19 protein-coding genes are annotated in these 17,657 nt (G+C 34.4%); 5 read left to right on the plus strand and 14 right to left on the minus strand.

The window, feature by feature from the left end; all coding sequences use genetic code 11:
• Positions 1 to 36 precede the first annotated feature (36 nt).
• From HNQ80_RS11350 to HNQ80_RS11360, 3 genes are all read right to left on the minus strand, one after another.
• A complete protein-coding gene (locus HNQ80_RS11350; RefSeq protein ID WP_184310774.1) occupies positions 37 to 819 on the minus strand; it encodes a diguanylate cyclase in 783 nt (260 codons plus the stop codon).
• A 135-nt stretch (positions 820 to 954) separates the two neighbouring features.
• Positions 955 to 2,772, minus strand: coding sequence for a MutS family DNA mismatch repair protein (locus HNQ80_RS11355; RefSeq protein ID WP_184310775.1), 1,818 nt, complete (start codon positions 2,770 to 2,772; stop codon positions 955 to 957).
• A 170-nt stretch (positions 2,773 to 2,942) separates the two neighbouring features.
• Positions 2,943 to 3,266 carry a hypothetical protein gene (locus tag HNQ80_RS11360; protein ID WP_184310776.1) on the minus strand — a complete coding sequence of 108 codons (324 nt, stop codon included), beginning with the start codon at positions 3,264 to 3,266 and terminating at the stop codon, positions 2,943 to 2,945.
• A 217-nt stretch (positions 3,267 to 3,483) separates the two neighbouring features.
• Between HNQ80_RS11360 and HNQ80_RS11365 the strand changes: the two genes are divergently transcribed.
• Positions 3,484 to 4,236 (plus strand): TSUP family transporter, encoded by a 753-nt coding sequence (locus HNQ80_RS11365; protein WP_184310777.1) that lies wholly within the window; start codon positions 3,484 to 3,486, stop codon positions 4,234 to 4,236.
• A gap of 207 nt (positions 4,237 to 4,443) precedes the next feature.
• On the opposite strand, the gene HNQ80_RS11370 is transcribed toward HNQ80_RS11365, so the two are convergent.
• From HNQ80_RS11370 to HNQ80_RS11380, 3 genes are all read right to left on the minus strand, one after another.
• The gene (locus tag HNQ80_RS11370) at positions 4,444 to 4,914 is read right to left on the minus strand and encodes a spore coat protein (protein ID WP_184310778.1); all 471 of its coding nucleotides are present in this window, start codon (positions 4,912 to 4,914) and stop codon (positions 4,444 to 4,446) included.
• 88 nt (positions 4,915 to 5,002) lie between these two features.
• Positions 5,003 to 5,623: a hypothetical protein gene (locus HNQ80_RS11375; protein ID WP_184310779.1), complete on the minus strand. Its 621-nt coding sequence runs from the start codon at positions 5,621 to 5,623 to the stop codon at positions 5,003 to 5,005.
• Positions 5,624 to 5,640: 17 nt separating this feature from the next.
• The gene (locus tag HNQ80_RS11380) at positions 5,641 to 6,870 is read right to left on the minus strand and encodes an RtcB family protein (RefSeq protein WP_184310780.1); all 1,230 of its coding nucleotides are present in this window, start codon (positions 6,868 to 6,870) and stop codon (positions 5,641 to 5,643) included.
• 295 nt (positions 6,871 to 7,165) lie between these two features.
• Here HNQ80_RS11380 and HNQ80_RS11385 point away from each other — a divergent pair, with 295 nt between their 5' ends.
• Complete coding sequence (locus HNQ80_RS11385; protein WP_207726979.1) at positions 7,166 to 8,230, plus strand: IS4 family transposase; 1,065 nt, start codon at positions 7,166 to 7,168, stop codon at positions 8,228 to 8,230.
• Between the two features lie 368 nt (positions 8,231 to 8,598).
• On the opposite strand, the gene HNQ80_RS11390 is transcribed toward HNQ80_RS11385, so the two are convergent.
• Positions 8,599 to 8,832 carry a hypothetical protein gene (locus tag HNQ80_RS11390; protein WP_184310782.1) on the minus strand — a complete coding sequence of 78 codons (234 nt, stop codon included), beginning with the start codon at positions 8,830 to 8,832 and terminating at the stop codon, positions 8,599 to 8,601.
• Positions 8,833 to 9,173: 341 nt separating this feature from the next.
• Between HNQ80_RS11390 and HNQ80_RS26455 the strand changes: the two genes are divergently transcribed.
• On the plus strand, positions 9,174 to 9,683 hold the full coding sequence (locus HNQ80_RS26455) for a hypothetical protein (RefSeq protein ID WP_330602839.1): 510 nt from the start codon (positions 9,174 to 9,176) through the stop codon (positions 9,681 to 9,683).
• A 611-nt stretch (positions 9,684 to 10,294) separates the two neighbouring features.
• On the opposite strand, the gene HNQ80_RS11400 is transcribed toward HNQ80_RS26455, so the two are convergent.
• From HNQ80_RS11400 to HNQ80_RS11410, 3 genes are read right to left on the minus strand one after another with little or no spacing between them, the layout of a single operon-like run.
• Positions 10,295 to 10,690 (minus strand): VOC family protein, encoded by a 396-nt coding sequence (locus HNQ80_RS11400; RefSeq protein WP_184310783.1) that lies wholly within the window; start codon positions 10,688 to 10,690, stop codon positions 10,295 to 10,297.
• 32 nt (positions 10,691 to 10,722) lie between these two features.
• Positions 10,723 to 11,052, minus strand: coding sequence for an ArsR/SmtB family transcription factor (locus HNQ80_RS11405; protein WP_184310784.1), 330 nt, complete (start codon positions 11,050 to 11,052; stop codon positions 10,723 to 10,725).
• Positions 11,033 to 11,479: an SRPBCC family protein gene (locus HNQ80_RS11410; protein WP_184310785.1), complete on the minus strand. Its 447-nt coding sequence runs from the start codon at positions 11,477 to 11,479 to the stop codon at positions 11,033 to 11,035. Before HNQ80_RS11410 ends, HNQ80_RS11405 begins: the two co-directional genes overlap by 20 nt.
• Before the next feature lie 294 nt (positions 11,480 to 11,773).
• Between HNQ80_RS11410 and HNQ80_RS11415 the strand changes: the two genes are divergently transcribed.
• A complete protein-coding gene (locus HNQ80_RS11415; RefSeq protein ID WP_184310786.1) occupies positions 11,774 to 12,622 on the plus strand; it encodes a hypothetical protein in 849 nt (282 codons plus the stop codon).
• Between the two features lie 203 nt (positions 12,623 to 12,825).
• Here HNQ80_RS11415 and HNQ80_RS11420 read toward each other — a convergent pair whose 3' ends face one another.
• Positions 12,826 to 13,641: a hypothetical protein gene (locus tag HNQ80_RS11420; protein WP_184310787.1), complete on the minus strand. Its 816-nt coding sequence runs from the start codon at positions 13,639 to 13,641 to the stop codon at positions 12,826 to 12,828.
• Positions 13,642 to 13,679: 38 nt separating this feature from the next.
• On the minus strand, positions 13,680 to 14,273 hold the full coding sequence (locus HNQ80_RS11425; protein ID WP_184310788.1) for a hypothetical protein: 594 nt from the start codon (positions 14,271 to 14,273) through the stop codon (positions 13,680 to 13,682).
• A 358-nt stretch (positions 14,274 to 14,631) separates the two neighbouring features.
• Between HNQ80_RS11425 and HNQ80_RS11430 the strand changes: the two genes are divergently transcribed.
• Positions 14,632 to 15,093, plus strand: coding sequence for a hypothetical protein (locus HNQ80_RS11430; RefSeq protein WP_184310789.1), 462 nt, complete (start codon positions 14,632 to 14,634; stop codon positions 15,091 to 15,093).
• A gap of 41 nt (positions 15,094 to 15,134) precedes the next feature.
• Here HNQ80_RS11430 and HNQ80_RS11435 read toward each other — a convergent pair whose 3' ends face one another.
• Together HNQ80_RS11435 and HNQ80_RS11440 are read right to left on the minus strand one after the other, a co-directional pair.
• A complete protein-coding gene (locus HNQ80_RS11435; RefSeq protein WP_184310790.1) occupies positions 15,135 to 17,108 on the minus strand; it encodes a hypothetical protein in 1,974 nt (657 codons plus the stop codon).
• The gene (locus HNQ80_RS11440) at positions 17,109 to 17,618 is read right to left on the minus strand and encodes a hypothetical protein (protein ID WP_184310791.1); all 510 of its coding nucleotides are present in this window, start codon (positions 17,616 to 17,618) and stop codon (positions 17,109 to 17,111) included.
• Between the last annotated feature and the right edge of the window lie 39 nt (positions 17,619 to 17,657).

Here is a 17,657-nt window from a genome sequence, read left to right on the forward strand (position 1 = left end):
GATAAGCATAGCCTTGTCCATCCCTGTAAATCCCTATTATGTTAATGAAACGATCTGATTTCGCCCCTTTTTCTTGGCTTGGTATAGGGCACTATCCGCCATATGAACAAGGTCTTCCACGGACGTATGTCCACTTGGTAAGACTGTAGCAACCCCTACAGTAATACTTACAACATTACTGATACTCGAGTATTGATGGATGATTTCTAGCTTTTCTATTTCTCTCCTCATCTCTTCAGCCATCAATAGGGCCCCAATCGAATCTGTATTGGGCAAGACAGCCATAAATTCGTCTCCCCCATATCTAGCAAGGAGGTCACCAGGTCTTTTTAGGGTTCCTTTTAGTGCATTCGCTACCTGTATCAGGCACTGGTCACCCTCTAAATGTCCATAATGATCATTGTATTCTTTGAAATAGTCTATATCAATGATGAGTAGAGACAGATAGGATGCCTCTCTTCTCTCACGCATCCACTCTATGCTCAAGTACTCATCCAATCTCCTACGATTGGGAACTCCAGTTAAGCCATCATTTTGTGAAAGGCTTAATAGCCTTTGGTTTTCCAACTCCAAATCATGGAGTTTTTGCTTTAATTCAATATTCTTTAAACGATAGGCTTCCTTTTCTCCTTGGATCTGTGCCATCTGCCATCGAAGAAGTTCCATCCTCTTCTTATATTTTTCATGGATTCCTCTTATATTGTTGATAAGGTCATTTTTTACTGTATCCATAGAAGAACTATTTATTTTTTCGATGCTTTTTACCATCAATTCTATGGATTTTTCCTTAATATCTTCAACTTGAAAGACATCATCCATTCGTGTTCCACCCCTAGTTCCTTTGAATTCCATACACCCAGCAGAAACATCTTCTACTTCATTTTCATGCTTGTCTTAAAAAACTTCTATACCCCATATATATGAAAAAAAACTGCTGAATATCACAGCAGTTTTTTATATATTTTTATTGTCCACATCAATACCCGCCATTTTTATGAGATACATGGCATTTCTAGTGGTAGAGATACCAGACCGCAGCTTATAATCAAAACGAAGTTCGTTCTCCTCATAATACTCTTTAAAATGAAAATTCTGTACTGCCCCCTGGGTTTCCTGCTCCAGATCTCCAAGCTCTAAATCATGGGTTGATACAAGTCCCATGGTTTTTCCCTGGATCAACTGCTTGATTAAGGCTTTCGCACCCAAATGCCGATCATGGGAGTTTGTCCCCTTAAAGATTTCATCCAATAAGAAAAATACAGGTTTCTCTTTCTTCACAGCATCTATGATTTTTCTGATTCGCAGCAACTCAGCATAGAACGAGGAAATGCTTTGTCCTAGATCGTCGTGAACTCGCATGCAGGTATGAACCTCCATGATAGCGCATTGAAATCCCCTGGCATAAACAGGTGTTCCTGCATAAGCAAGAACAAGGTTCACCCCTGCGCTTCTGAGAAATGTACTCTTTCCCGACATATTTGAACCCGTGATCAATAGCACACTGGTAGGTCTTTTTATTTTGAAATCATTCCTTATACATTTCTGCGTTAATAATGGGTGCCCCATTTCCTGGGCCAAGAGTACTGGTTCTCCGCTTAGTATTTCAGGAAGGGCCCAATCGGGATGATCATACCCTATAATCGATAAGCTTGCAAGAGCTTCTATTTCTCCAATGCCATTCAACCACTGATCAAAGTATCGACCAGATTCATCTTTCCAGCGTTCTAACTTCCACAGGCTATGATAATCCCATAGAAATAGTATATTTATCAGAAGAAATACGGCATTATATCGTTGGGAAAAAATTTCTACAACTTGAAAGAATCTTTTGATTTGCTTTGATGGCAGTTCTTTTCTCTCATTGATCATTTGAGCTTTTACTCTATTTAAATATGGACTTTCAAATTCCTGCTGTTCAATCCATGTAATCATTCCCATGTAAATGCCTATATCGTTTTTATATCGATAGACCGTACGAAATATCGCTTCCCTTTCCTTTCTTCCTATTTTCAATATCATCAAGTGTATACCAACCGCAGCAATGAAATATCTGTAAGATATTGCCTGATTGACGAAGCTATGCCATCCAAGCAACATTGTCATCCCAGGCAAAATACACATGAGAATTTGCAACCATTTTTTCCCATATGTTGTATTTGATGATTTCAGCCATTGAACCAAAGGTTCTGGATTGAAAATTTCATCAGCGGCCAAGTGAGCCTCAGCAGCAAACCGCTGCCTCCATCGAAGTAGATTCGCTAATTCTTTAATAGCTCCTTGACGATCTCGGATTTTCTCCAGTTCTTTAGATGGATTGGCCAAGAATTCCGCTAGCTTTTTTCTCCCTAAAACAGTTAAGGCTGTGTTGATCCATTGAAATAAGGATCCATCCCCAAACACGTCCAAGTCTTCTGCATAGGGATGCGCTTCATTCCGAAAATCTTGCCCTTTATCGGCGAAGGCATGCCATTTACCAGTTATTCGAAGAATCGCTTCCTCATTCATCTTCCAAAGAACCTCTGAATATCTACTTTTTCTCTTCATCTTTTTATGACAAATTACCAAAGGGACAAACAAACATAGAGTAACTACCAATCCTAAAACAGCCATGGAATTCTTACCCATGCTAAAAAGAATCACGCCAATGATAATACCCACCAAGGAAACTATTAGCCTAATCTTACTGATTTTATTTGCTGCTTGATGTTGTCTTTTATGTAACCATCCATAATGTTTCTGTTTTCTTCTATAAGCAATTTCAGGATTTTTCAATCTGGCAAACCTCCTTTGGCTGCTTTTCACTCTTTACATTCTTCTATTATAACACTTATTTAGAAATTCAATGAATAGTAAAAATAAAATAGGAGCAGTTAGCCTGCTCCGTACATGTCGAGTAATTCAATGAATATGGATTTTTGAAATGATGGCTTATTTTGAAATCACTATATACTTGCCCATTCCCTTTTCAAATGATCAAGTTTACCATGGATTTCTTCCAAAGCCTCTTCCATTAGGATTTTCTCACGCTCCAATTCCACAACAAGCCTTGTATTCCTATCTTTCATGGCGTCAAATGCTGCCTTTAACGCTTCAATATCTTCCTTGTATATCTCTCCAGCCTGTTCAAATATTTTAATCTTACCTTCATATTGAAGTTCTTCTCTTTTGATCTTTCGTAGAACATACTCCTTAAATAAAATATTCTCTCGAATCTTTTGTTCCCATTTTTTTAATGCTTCTATCTGTGATTGAATAACAGCCCCCACCCTTCAAGCCTTCTTTTCATAACTCTATTAATTCGTCAGCAGCCTTTCGTTTCCTCTATTTCTGCCCTTTGTAGTTATTGTTAACATAGGAAATTTTTTCACTCGCCAACCTATGGCAGCTGTCTCTTCAAATTGCACAGTTAACCTTTTACGTGACATTTATTAGGGAATCGGTTAAAATATTTTTGAAATCTAAATTTACGGAGGACTAATCTTTATGGATCTTAAAATCATTTATTTATGTTTTTTTGGATTTTTAGCCCAATTTATCGACTCTATTGCTGGTGGCGGTGGGCTAATCAGTATTCCTGCACTCTTTGCCTTTGGTATACCTCCTCATTTTGCTTTAGGTACCAATAAATTTGGCGCCATGTTTGGAACCGTCTCCAGTTCTATCGGCTTTATACAATCTAAAAAGATACATATCCCCATGCTAAAGTATATGATTCCATGCACGATTGTCGGTGCTGCATTGGGTGTAAACACAGTACTTATGATTGACCAAAAAATATTAAGCGGTATCATTTTAGTCCTGCTTGCCGTCGTCTGCCTCTACACAGTGCTAAAAAAGGATTTGGGCAGTACCGATGAATTTTCTGGAATGACTCGCAAAAACATATTGATTGGATGTTCCATTGCTTTTATACTGGGATTTTATGATGGTTTTTTTGGTCCTGGAACAGGATCTTTCCTTATTTTCTCATTTATCACCTTTTTGGGTTTTGATTTCCTGGTAAGCTGTGGCAATGGCAAGGTGTTAAACGCTTTCAGCGGAATTTCGTCCTTTATCGTATTTGCCCTTCATGGAAAGGTCATCTATGCAATAGGTATTCCATTGGCCATATCCATGATTCTTGGTGCTCTGGTAGGTACAAAACTAGCCATCAAAAACGGTGCTAAGCTCATCAAACCCATCTTTTTAATTGTTTCCTTGGGCTTTATCATCAAATTATCTTTAGAATTCATCTAGTTAAAACATCCTATTCTAAAAAGACGGTAGATCGAAATCTACCGCCTTTTTTATAGTATAAGAAAGTATACTTTCTTATACTATAAAAAAACAGGGGTGCAGGGGAAGTATTCCCATGCCGCAGTCAGAGGGGTCCTCAGGAAGCTGCTTTGCAGCCGTCGAAGGGGAACTAAGTTCCCCTAGCGAAGCACACGTGGTGTGCCTTTTTTATTGCAGCTTATATGCTCCTTTGCTTTTTATGTAGTTGAAAAGTCCTTCTCCATGCTCTTGTTCTTCTTTCTGTATATGATTCAACACTTGTCTCACATTCTTGTCTGCACACTCAAATATAGTAGTATCGTAGGTGGAAGAAACATATTTTTCTGTGGTCAAGGCATCCTTACACAGAGCAATGTCATTTTCATTATAAGCTGTATTTCCTGTAAAGCTCTGTTGATTCTGTTGTTGCTTCTTTTGCTGTCCACCTTGCTGTGAAGATGTATTGGGCACTTGTCCCGCCAAAATTTGAGTCACCGTGCTCAAATGCTCCTGCTCTACACTGGCATAATACGTAAACAGTTGCTTCAGTTGTACATCTTGCGCTTCATTGGCATACTTCAGATATTTTTTGATGCACAATTCCTCATGATTCTTCTGATCCTCCAACAGCATTCTTTCTTTTTGTGTTAGTTGTAACATTCTACATACCACCTCCTGTAGATATTTTCTTCATTCCTACAGAAGATATGCAAAATACTATATTACGCTACATCTAAGGAAAGCATTTTTAAAATTTAAGATGGAACCATGCCAAGCCAATAAAAACAGCAATACCAAGACAAATATCCATTATTCCTCGATATCTTTTTCTCTGCTCTTCTTTTTCATATATTGCATTTTTTATGTCCTCCATGATCAATTCAAAATCTAAAAGCCTGCGATATTTGTTAATTTCGATCGTCCATTTATTTGGATCAAAGTTTCCCGCAGAAAGTTTTACCGTCACATCTTGCTCTTTTACTTGAAATTTAAGATCTTCCCCACTTTCTTGCTCCAACACCATACGATATCTTAGGAATACATCCTTTAACACTTGAACGATTCTCCCTTTTGAAATATCATAAACAATCATTGATTTTTTCCTCAGATTAAAATAAGTACCTCCTACAATGATCAAAAGAGGAATCGAATACAATAAGACAAAGGCAGCACTATATTCTATGTCTTGAAAAATGGAAAAATCCATTTTTTTAATTTCGAATAAAGCCGTTATGATGGCATATACAACTGTCATCTGATTGGATTCCTGAAAAAAAATACAGCCATTTAACTTTCTCATTCCCCTGTATAAAAAATGAAATACAAGAAACATCACCAACAGATTTGCCCATAATAACTCCTTATTCAAAAGAAATCCCCCTTCAACTACCCTTTAATGACACAAATGGTTTTTAACTTCTTTATGGGCCTCACAATATCCAGTTCCTGAGAGATAACAAAATCAATATCCTTATAGGCTTTCCTGCTTTCCTCAGACACATCTTTCTTATTGTTTTTCCCTAAAATCACATGATTTTTCATTAAGTCCAATAATGTATCCTCCACTGAATACCTTTCTTTTGCCTTATTGCGCGACAATACTCTTCCAGCACCATGGGAACATGAATCAAAGGATTCGGCGTTGCCAAGACCTTCTACAATGTAAGAGTAGGACCCCATGGCGCCCGGTATAATGCCTAGCATTCCTTTGGACACACAAATCGCCCCTTTTCGATGTACCCATACTTCTTTTCCATAATGCCTTTCTTTTGCTGCATAATTATGATGGGCATTTACCTCATTTAGAAACTGTATATGGGGAAGCTTCTTTTTCATTTCCATCTTTATGATGTCCATCATTCGTTTTCTATTGTACATTGCAAAGGTCAAGGCCATGTTCATCCACTGAATGTAATCTTGTCCGGTCTCATCCTTTACAGATAGATATGCCAAATCGTAAGATGCAGGCACATTACTGCGCTCCTGCTTATTCATATTCTTTGCCAAATGGTCAAAGTAATCAGCAATCTGACTCCCCATATTTCTACTTCCACTGTGCACCATAATCCCTAACAGCTCGTTTTCATCTTCTTGAATTTCAATAAAATGATTCCCAGAGCCCAAAGTTCCAATCTGCTGGAAAGCATTGGGAAAACATCGTTTCCATAACTCAGGATGCTTGTTCTTCTGGTTATTCGCAAATTCGCTGCCTTCACGAACCATCTCATGAAAATTTAAAAATTCTTCTGACTCCTGTAACTTGCTATGCTTCTCAAATCCCGTTGGAATATTTCTCATGATTTGCCCTACCAGATGCTTATATTCATTTTCACTGAGCTCAGATTTACGAATATTGGTATCCATATAGGCCATCCCGCAACCAATGTCTTTGCCAACAGCATTTGGAATGATTGTATCTATGGCAGCGATGACACCCCCTATAGGCATACCAAACCCTTGATGAGTATCCGGCATGAGCACCACCCATTGATGCAGAAATGGCAAATTCGAAAGATTGATGGCCTGCTCTATACAACCCTCATCTAATTGAGATATATTTTCTAACCATATTTTAACTGGGAATTTCTGTTTCTCTTGATCGTATAGAATAAACATCTTTTCTCCTTTTTACATTGTAGAAATTTTTATATCCACTTCTATTATAGCGAATGCCTTCTGTGGTTTACTACCCTTATTTTGTAATTTCTTTCCATACAATAAAAAAAGCGCCTAAGGGCGCTTTCGCTAGGGAACCCTAGGTTTCTAGTGTTGCATCAAAGAAATTTATGTATCTTCCTTTTGGAAAAATCTTTACAATGAAAAAAAGCATATCCTTTGGTTAAATGGAGTTACCCCTAACTCACCAAACAAAGGAGATGCTTTTATGACTCAACTAAATAATAAAACAGTTTTGCGAAAAATAACACAAGTATTTTCTGGTAGTTTCTTTAGCAGTCTTGTAAATAAATATCATGGGGACTATAGAACCCAGCATTTCTACACCCACTCCCACGCAATAGCCTTGATTTATCAGCAACTTAGTAGTACTGAAGGGTTGAGGCTGTTAACTTGTAAAGCAAAGCATAGTCCTAAAATTAGGGAACTTATGAATGTGCCTAGCTTCTCTCAATTATCTAGAAAGAATGGATCTAGACCTTATCAAATCTTTGAAGATATGTACTATCATTTAGTAGGTGTAGCGAAGACAAAACTGGGACTTAAGATATGGAATCAACGATTTAATAACATAAAGATTATTGATGGTACCATCATACAAATTGCTGCTTCACTGGCTCCCAAACTTGAATATAAGAATGATAAGGCTGGAATGAAGATTACTACCCTTTATGATTTGAATAAGTCTATCCCTGAGAAAGTAAATATTACACCAGCTAAAACCAATGATAGAAAATGTCTGGAAGGATTGTTTGATAATCCTGAAGCACTCTATTTGTTTGACCGAGGGTATTTCAACTACAAACTCTATGATCAACTAACCCGTGAGGGTAGGCGGTTCATTACTAGACAAATTAACAATGCCCACACCCAAGTAATAGAAGAATATGAAACCTATAATGAGAATCTTAAGGACCGAAGGATTTGGCTTGGGAAAAAAGACAAAAGGGCTAAGAATCATTATCGAGAAGTAACGATCTTTGATGAGAAAAATGGAGAAGTTAGGATGATTACTAATGATTTTTCAACTCCTGCGGAGCAGATAGTAGAATTATATAAGCTACGCTGGAACATAGAAGTCTTCTTTAAATGGATTAAACAAAATCTAAGAATAAAGAAATGGCTAGGCCATAATGAAAATGCAATTAAGATTCAGATTTATTCAGCCCTCATCGCCTATCTTCTTCTTAGCCTATTTCATTTAGAGCTAAATCCTAAATTGTCTATTACTTCACTTAGGGGGATCCTGCAGATGAACCTATTGGAGCATGAGGATACAATTACAATTCTTAGTGGATAAAACGAAGAAAATTTAAAAAAGATGGCTATAGGTTCCTATTATAAATCTATCTATTTATGGTGGAAAAATATGGTTAACCATAAAAAATCCGTTATGGCTGGATAATATGCTCCAACCATAACGGATTGAATTTAACGATTTATGAATTTTTTTCATAAATGCAACACTAGAAACCCTAGGTTCCCTTCGACGACTGCTATCGCAGTCTGAGCACCCTCCTTAGTACGGCAGGGGATTTCATCCCCTACAACCCCTATTTTTTATTGTTTGGTTTTCTCAATCCCTACATCCATTGTGCTTACTTAATTTGAGCTTACTTAAAATTTATACTCTCTTAGACAATAAAAAAGCATACTTCGTATGCTTTTCTATTTCAGACTCGTATTGCCTCCCCCCATTTTCTTCACAACCTCATCAAAGGGCATTTCCTTTTCCCATCCATATTTTCTACTGTCTACCACCAAGATTTCTTCTTCTGATTTATTCACTTCTTGACCAGCAGATTTACCCAGAATCACCCGATAAATCTGATCTATCTTCTTTTCCATCTCCTCTATGCTTGTTTCCATTTCTCTTAAGAGCTTTATAACGGTCTCATCCACTTTACAACACCCCATTTTTTCCACTATATAATAAGCATATTATTGGCTGTTGTAAATTATGAATCATGCCCTCTCTTTTCTAGCTTTTCTAAGCTTTTTTCAAACTCCCAATATCTACATGGTTTTCTTATCCTATAATGAATAGGCTCTTCTTGAGAGTCCTGCTCTATCTGATGCTTTTTTAACCATCTGGATATCGCCCATTTCATTTCAAATCATCGCTCCGTTCTATCTATTGCATATATATTTTATTATTTATCATTTTCGACATATTATCCAATTTTATCATTAATTTCAACATTTCATTACAAAATTTCATTACAAAATTTCTCTATACGGTTGTGGATCACTCCAGAGATCACCATAACGAAATCAAAAATTATTTAGATAAGATATCCCATTCTGTTGGTACATTTTGTCTTGGACTAGAATATGATGAAATAGATCTAAGAAAAGGAGTGATTTCATTGTATTACGATGATTTTGATGATATATATGACCCCTATTACTATTTTAATTATATGAGACAGCGACCCAGACCTCCATTTGGTCAGCCTCCTGCTACACCTCCCTTTGGTGCTGGTCCTGGAACACAGGCTCCTCCAGTAGGTCGTCCTCCATCTTTTGTCCCACAACAGCAGCAAGGACCTTCCATTCTCGCCGTTGATCCTGGTGCCATTCGTCCATGTACCTTTCAATTTGTATATCTTTGGCTAAGAGATGGTCGATCTTTTTGGGCATATCTCACTTTTGTAGGTCCAAGATCCGTAGCTGGCTTTCGATGGGCAAGATCCCGCTGGGTATATTTCGGAACAGATTTAAGAAACATTGACAATTTCATCTGCTACTAACCATCAAGCATCTAAGCCTATGTATTCCCCCTATTTTTGGTGAGATATATAAAGCACAAATTTGGCTATGTAATTTTATCTTCCCTAGAAAACCCTAGGCTTCTTAAATATAAATAAAGCTCCCTCACATGAGAAATTCTTCATCAATAATTTCTCATATAAGGGGGCTTTTAATTTTCATGTCAAATCAAGGAAGTCTATCCCTAACTTTTCCTTATAGTACTTCCTTTCTTTTCTCATGTCACATCCGTTACAGAAATATTAGATCTTCCATGATTTATGTAACAAATCTTCTTGTCCTGCATATTTTGTATCAGGAAAAGGACAAACAGCCATTTTCTTTACATCAAATTTAATACACTATTTTCTTTTTCCGATTGCTTATTGTATTGTTCAGCTATCCATGCTTAGTTGCCTGATAAATATGATGATCTCAAGATTTTCACTCATTTGCATCTGATAGATGTAAACAAAAGCCAATCACTCATATGCTACCTCCAATGTTTAAGGCCTAGGAGTCATCCTAGGCCTCTCTTTGTATCAAAGCAATGAATGATAAGTAGATGTCTCATTGACAACTCAACAATCTTAGGTCATTTTTCAGTTACTATTTATCTTATAGAATAATTCAACCCCCACGTATTCCCATAAAGATCAGTTACTACTGCATGGTAAGCACCCCAAAAGGTTTTCTGCAATTCAAACTTCACAGCTCCATCTTTCGTTAACGCTTGATATAGATTGTTTATTTCTTCTTCGCTTTCCAACTCTAATAATAAGTTAATATTGCCATTTTCTTTTTTCTCATCAAATATATCAACTAGATACAGCACGCAATCATCATTTATATGAAGCTCAGCATGTATAATTTTTCCTTCGAAACCTTTGAACATCTCTTTTCCATCTGCCAACTGAACATTTTTTATTTCCCCACCGAATATCTCCTTATAATATGCAAGAGCTTCTTTACAGTTTTGGACATAAATCTCAGGAATAATTTTTCTCATGTGAGTTTGCCTCCTTAAATTCTTCATTAATTTTATTTGATTTCTTTGTCTTCCACAAAATTTTTAAGTGCAGCCAATTTCTTGTTCCAAAATCTTTCATAGTATGAAAGCCATTGTTTTAATTCAAGCAGCGGTTCCGGCTGAAGCTTATAACGTGTCTCACGTCCGACTTTACGCTCACTCACAAGTCCGGCTTCTTCTAAGATGTGTAGATGTTTTGAAACAGCCGTGCGGGTAATGGGAAAATGTTGACTAATTTCCTTAACGGGCATCTCCTGGTCCGCAAGCAAACTTAATAGTTCACGGCGTGTAGGATCAGCAATTGCTTGAAATACATCATGCTTAGGATAAGTATCCGTCATTTTTATCACCCATCTTTTTACGTAAATCTTCCGTTAGATATCCCCAGCCATCGTACATGATGTCGCGAAGCATTGCATTTTCTTCCGACCATCCGGCATGGATGAGGGTAAACTGAGTTTTGTCCTTCTCCAATTCTGTCAGCTCAAAAGAAACATATTGCTCCATATTGTTTCCACACCAGGTAAAGCCAAGTTTTTTCGGTGGATTAAATTCCATAACCTTACAATGTACGATGCCATCCCAGCCATGCTGAGAAACGGAGTGGAAAGTAAATTCATGTCCCATCACGGGCTGAAAGTCATTGGGCATCAGCCATGCAGCCAAACCCTCTGAAGTTGCGATTGCATTCCAGACTTTTTGAATCGGAGCCTCCATTATAATTGTTCGTTCAATATCAGGTAACATATTTTTTGTTCTTCTTTTCATTATTACACCCCCTTGGTGTGCTTTTATGAAACCATTTAGTTTCCCTTTTATCATTATATGACACCTTTTGGTTTCACGTCAAGTGCAATAACTTAGTTGCTTAGAATTTTGTTGAATGCTAGCTTGATAAAGCTATCTTCTTCCACACAAAATGAGATTATATCGCTGTCATGGATTGGATAGAAGCAGAAAAAAGTCCAAAATGATATTAATTTGTAACGTCTTTGTAACTACTTGTCTTTTCATAATATGTAATATTAATAATATACAATTGATTTTTAGGAGGAACATTCAATGCACATTCAGAAGATTTTAAAACCTATCGTTGTTTTACTATTAACAGGCGTTTTCGCTCTGGGAGCATCTAATTTAATGCCAGCACAAGCGGATGAAAGTGGATATCAGATTGGAAATAAATTTTCAATTAATGATTTGAATACTATTGAAAGAACGTATATTATTGACTATCAAAAAGCTGATGTAACTGGGGACAATATAGCCGATCATATTCTTCTAATAGGTGATAAGCTTAACAGCAAAGATGATATTTATGCTGAAAACCTGAGAATTGTAATTCAAGATAATAAATCTAAAGCATATTCAGAAGCTACATATGAAGGCTTGTCAGGATATGAAGGCACCCTTTTTTTAGGGGATTTCGATGGTGATAAAATAAGAGATGTAATGTTGTCCTCAGCAACTGGTGGAAGTGGTGGAATTGTTCAACATCTAATTGCTTCTTTTAAAAATAATTCTCCTACGATCATATTTGAGGAAAAAGACAATAATGGCATTTTCATTGATGGGAAATACATAGATGGATTTAAAGCAGAGATAAACGTCATCAATCTTGATAAGATGATCTATTTAGATTTAATGGCAAACAGGAATACATATATCGATATGAATATTTATGACAAGGATGGAAAAGTGTTATCGGAAATTACACCTTATGCTATACCGTTTTCGGAGTTAACGCCTGTCGACTATAATGGAGATAGCACTTATGAGCTTAAAGGCTATCAGAGAATTACTGGTTCCTATAATGCCGATACAATCTCGAATATAGAATCTCTATGGAAATATGAGAATGGCAAGTGGAATATAAGTGAACTTCAATACTCAACTTTCTTAATAAAATAATTACATCGGATACCCTATTTCAAACAAGCAAAAACTTTAACAATATACTAAAGTTAAATAAAAAAGAACGGATAAAGAATGAAGTTTAAAACTTCGTTCTCAATCCGTCCCCAATAAAAGTTTCATGACATATTAATCTTGATATAGTTCTTAATTATTTTTTATAATTTTTTTTCTTTATTGATCATCAGCCTGCTTAATATTTATTTCGACAATGTCTTCATCTTAATAATTCTCTTTTTAATATCTTTATTGCCATATTCATATTTGAAATCTTTAGCTCCACTTTTTATAATAAACAGCCTTGGTTTCGCTTTTTTATATAAATCATTAAGTATAATTTCTTCTAACATAGTCGCTAGTTCTCTATACTTATTAACACTTATTTCTGAAAACTGCCTCACCATTTGATATAAAACCCAGAGCAATACTCCCAAAAAGAAAATCAATATAAAGATACTTTTATAGAATATAGCCTTATTTGACTCAGCATTAAAACTGACTGTTACAATGGTGTTCCAGACTGGTAAAGCAAGGGCTGCCAAAATTCCTAAGAAGCTATATTCTTTTCCAATATTTCGGTGGTATCTATTATTGTAAATATTTGCTAATTTCTCAAGTTCTTTATTACAATATAATATTAAATTTTCTTTTTCAATAATCTCGGCCAAACATATTACTTTTATAATATATAAATCGTGATCAGTTAAAAATCTACTTTTATCTAACTCAATATTCTCTCCATACTTTAAAGTATAGTTTTTCTTTGCCTTATATCTCATAAATTTTTCTATCACGCCATTGATTCCAAAAAAAAACAAAGCAACAATTAAAGGATAATATCTAGTAAAGCTCTCTGTATCCTTAAATGTTATTCTTAGTGCCCATAATATTGAACAAATTGCACATATAATAAAAAATGCTCTTAAATATAGTATCCAATACGATTTCCCATATAATATTTGCCTATCCAACTTATAATATTGTTCTTTAATTGTCTCTATTTTTCTAAATTTCATCATTCTCACCTTTTCTACAATCTACCAAATAGAAAGATTTAATCAATTCCTTTTTCCTTTTGGATATCAATTAGAATTTGCTTCATGTCTTTGTAGAATTTTTCCATTGGAGAGAGATTCTCTTTTCTCATATCACTATTTCTTTCATCATAAAGATCATCTAATACATTCATCAAAGCTTTACTTTTTTTGATTTGATGAAGCTCATTCCAATAGATGCTAGTTAGTTGAGCCTTCATATCTTTATCACTTGTACTTAATATTTGCCCTCTCAATTCATCTAAAGCTAATAGTTTATTGTAAAGCTGATAGGTTTCATCCTTCTTTAATCCAATATGTCCCATTGACCATTTGTTTTCTCCTATTATTAACTGTCGAAAAGGAGTACCATTCTCACTAATATTTAAGTCTGAAATGATGTTATTTGCATAACTAAGCTGCTGATACACTTTTTCAACTTCAATTTGATAATCAACCTCATATCTAGCAGACTCTATTGTAGCATCCCCAAAAAGCATAAAAAATCCCGTTATAAAGGCTCCCACTACAGCTCCAACTGCAGTGCCAAATATACCAGTAAATCCATTTGATGTTTGCCCCATTTTTTTCGCTCCTTTTTCTTCTGTAATCATTAGGAATCCTTATAAAATAGAATTTCTACATTTTTCATCAATTTCCTTCACAAAACAAAAGTACACCTCTTCTGATTCTCATCTATCATGAAAACTACATCTACTCAAGTAATTTTCGAACCGACTTATAATAAAAATCCATTTAATACATCTATTAATTAAGGAGAACTTACAATAACATATCTAGGTATATTTGAATAGATTATTATATAAAACATACGCTATTATCAAGAAGTTATCTGTAGCAAATGGTTATTGACATATATTTCAACTTATGATAGTCTCTTATAAGTTTGGGTATAAAGTATATTAAAATAATGTCGATAAATAGAAAAAGATAGAAAAATGAGGGATAATTATGAAGCTAACACCCATAAATATTAATACAAACAAAAAACTTAATCGGAAGGACACAATATTTTTTATTGTTTATTCCTATGTTAGACTATCACTACGTAATGAAGAATTGCACATCATTGAGTGTCAAAAAGAAGATTTTGCGATTGAATATACTTTTAATCGTTTATTCCATAATTATCGTGATCGTCATAACAATATTAAGGAAATACTTAAGAAAACTATATTGTCTAATATTGGCTTATTTTCTATTTCTATCAGTGAATTAGACTCTTTACTTGAGACTACAGAATTATTTTATATGTTAGAATACAAAACTGATATCCATGGGCTTTCTAGACGTGATAAATCACCTAATTCTTTTTTAATTGCTTTAGGTTTAATTAATGACATCAATAATTTTTCGTATCCTTTTGCAGGAATAGGTTCTCCCTTTTGGCTAGGAAATGAACCTGTAAAATAAAAGACTTCTACTGGTAAAATAAGTAGAAGTCTTTTATTTTATTATAAAAACAAATAGATCAGGATCAAAATAAGAACTATTCCTAAAGTACAAGAACCTATTATTCCATATTTCTTTATTTTGTATATTAACTCCATTATCTCCTTATTTTGTTTTTTATATACTTCTATTTCTTGATGTAAGCCATCTTCCTTTTTAGAAAAGCTTTCAAGGGTTTCTCTATTCTGTTCAACTAGAGACTCGATTATTGCATTTTTTTGTTTCAAAGCTAAATTATGTTGTTCCTTTTCACTTTTACTAAGCTGACTCATTTCTTCTACAAGTTTTTCAATATTGGGAATATCTAGATTCAAATCTATTTCTTGATAATGATCATGTTCATTCCGAACACTGATAATTATATCCTTGATAATCTCAGGCTCCTTAGTTAATAATTTACTAATATTTATTTTGCTTTTTTTGAAAAACTCAAAAATGTCATCTATACCATGTTTATCAACTAGCCCTAATTCAGATTTAACAATATAATTAATATAATCTTCTTTGCTAAGACCATTTGAGATATTTATCTTATAAGGCAGAATAAAACCAATAAATTCAGTTATGTGTTTTGAATACGGTTTATCAAAATGATATTTTAATTGATGTTGATTCACTTTTAGGCAAGTGTCTAGTGATACAAAGCAGACTCTTTGTCCAAGAATATCTTGAGGGTATTTCTTTATGAGGTCATGCATATGCAGAAAATTTACTACATCGTGTTCTATTGTTTTTTCATGCACCTCTTCTCTATTATATTGTGCTCTTTTTTTGCGTTTCGTTTCTTCAAAAATTCCAGATATTTTTCCATATAACTCGTGACTTAGAAAAGCCTCTTTACTAAATAACTCATCATCAATAAGCACGCCAAACTCTTGACAGAAATGTTTATCTAATGGCAAATAATATTTTTCGAAATTGCTCCATTCAATATCGTGATTACTGTAATTGGTGACATACTCTTGTACAATAGTATAATTAATTTTGTCTATAAAACTTCTATGTTTATCTTCGTAAATCAGTCTTGCAGATTTAAATGACCTTTCTACCTCACTAGCAACCTCACTATTAATACGTAATTGCATACCTAGTTTTCTACAGTCATCCAATACTTCTTTTACTACTTTATTCAGATAATGTGTAGAAATCATTGCAGCTAATACTAAATTGTCATCTAAATAAATAATTCTATCTTTTAACAAGTTACTTTGAAAGTTTTTTAATTCAGGATCTGCGCGTAAAATTTTATTATAAAGAATCGTGTAAAAAATATTCAATAAGTATTTAGATTTTTCAGCTGGTATTTCTTTTAAAGAACAGAAAAAAGAATCTATGATTAATTCTACTTTACTAGTTCTACCTATAAAGTAGGACATTAATTTCTTCCTTAGTTCGGTCTCAAATTCTTGATAATCATCAGGCAAATTTAGATCAATATATTCATCACCAATTTTTTCTTCAATAATTTGAGACACTCTAAAGCATTGCTCATTTAGTATTCTGTATATATACTCTATGATTACCTGTCTAATATAGATTTGATCTTCTTCATTTATGGTAACGTCTAATTTAATTCTATCCATGAAGTAATCCAAGAGCTCTACACGATTAGCATTTACTGCTTCATCATGATCCATTAACTCCCCACTGCGCTCCGGTGACAATAAAAAATTTTTTTCTGCTTCATATATACTTCCCTCGTTTATCCCTTGACGGATTCCTAAATCTATAGATTGGTCAGGTATGATATCTATGTTTGATTTATTTTCTGGATTTAAGATACTGCATAATGCTTGTTTAATTTCAGCATAACCTTGGTATTCTTGCCCATATTCTTTTGACAAGTTATAAAGAGCTTTCTCAACAAGCCATTGAAAAATATCATCTCTTATTGATTTGTTATGCTGAGAATCAATAAATAAGACTCCCTGTGAAATAATAAGTTCAATTTCTTTATAAGAAGTTCTATCTATCATCTATTTTCGCGCCTTCTTTCTCATATCATTTATTAAATCTGCAAATTCACCATCGTATTCCGTAAGTTTGGTGCGAAGTTCATTATCTTTGGAATTAATATAACTATCAAATTTTGTACTGAAAGTCGTACGGATCTTTTCGTCAGTAACATACTGTTCAATATATTTTCTTAGTTCATTTTGTAAATAAAGCTTGCTGCCAAGCTGAATTAATCCTATTATTACTGTTGCACCGACAGTATAGCCGACAATAATATCCTTAATATATTCTTGATATATCTCAAACATTTCTTTATTATCATTCGAGATCTCCTCTATTTCGCTAATTCTCTTCTCATAATCTTTAATCGTTGATTTTAAAATTTTAATCTCTTCATTTAATGATTTATTATCTTTTTGAAGTTGTTGTATTGTTTCTGTATTTGTATGTCCTTCTTCTCCATAAATTTCAGTTGGAGCAAATAAAATCAAACTCAGCGCTAACATTAATTTTATTATTCTTTTATACATTGTTTTCCTCCGCCTGTTTTGTACAAGATTCATAAGTAT

Origin of the sequence: Anaerosolibacter carboniphilus (assembly GCF_014205875.1) — a bacterium.
Taxonomy (GTDB): domain Bacteria; phylum Bacillota; class Clostridia; order Peptostreptococcales; family Thermotaleaceae; genus Anaerosolibacter; species Anaerosolibacter carboniphilus.

Bases quoted from the DNA above. Each gene is read 5' to 3' on its own strand.
- HNQ80_RS11350 (WP_184310774.1), bottom strand. From the start codon at position 819: ATGGATGATGTCTTTCAAGTTGAAGATATTAAGGAAAAATCCATAGAA.
- HNQ80_RS11410 (WP_184310785.1), bottom strand. From the start codon at position 11,479: ATGAAAAGAAGAACAAAAAATATGTTACCTGATATTGAACGAACAATT.
- HNQ80_RS11425 (WP_184310788.1), bottom strand. From the start codon at position 14,273: ATGATTACAGAAGAAAAAGGAGCGAAAAAAATGGGGCAAACATCAAAT.
- HNQ80_RS11415 (WP_184310786.1), top strand. From the start codon at position 11,774: ATGCACATTCAGAAGATTTTAAAACCTATCGTTGTTTTACTATTAACA.
- HNQ80_RS11370 (WP_184310778.1), bottom strand. From the start codon at position 4,914: ATGTTACAACTAACACAAAAAGAAAGAATGCTGTTGGAGGATCAGAAG.
- HNQ80_RS11365 (WP_184310777.1), top strand. From the start codon at position 3,484: ATGGATCTTAAAATCATTTATTTATGTTTTTTTGGATTTTTAGCCCAA.
- HNQ80_RS11440 (WP_184310791.1), bottom strand. From the start codon at position 17,618: ATGTATAAAAGAATAATAAAATTAATGTTAGCGCTGAGTTTGATTTTA.
- HNQ80_RS11380 (WP_184310780.1), bottom strand. From the start codon at position 6,870: ATGTTTATTCTATACGATCAAGAGAAACAGAAATTCCCAGTTAAAATA.
- HNQ80_RS11420 (WP_184310787.1), bottom strand. From the start codon at position 13,641: ATGAAATTTAGAAAAATAGAGACAATTAAAGAACAATATTATAAGTTG.
- HNQ80_RS11435 (WP_184310790.1), bottom strand. From the start codon at position 17,108: ATGATAGATAGAACTTCTTATAAAGAAATTGAACTTATTATTTCACAG.
- HNQ80_RS11405 (WP_184310784.1), bottom strand. From the start codon at position 11,052: ATGACGGATACTTATCCTAAGCATGATGTATTTCAAGCAATTGCTGAT.
- HNQ80_RS11430 (WP_184310789.1), top strand. From the start codon at position 14,632: ATGAAGCTAACACCCATAAATATTAATACAAACAAAAAACTTAATCGG.
- HNQ80_RS11400 (WP_184310783.1), bottom strand. From the start codon at position 10,690: ATGAGAAAAATTATTCCTGAGATTTATGTCCAAAACTGTAAAGAAGCT.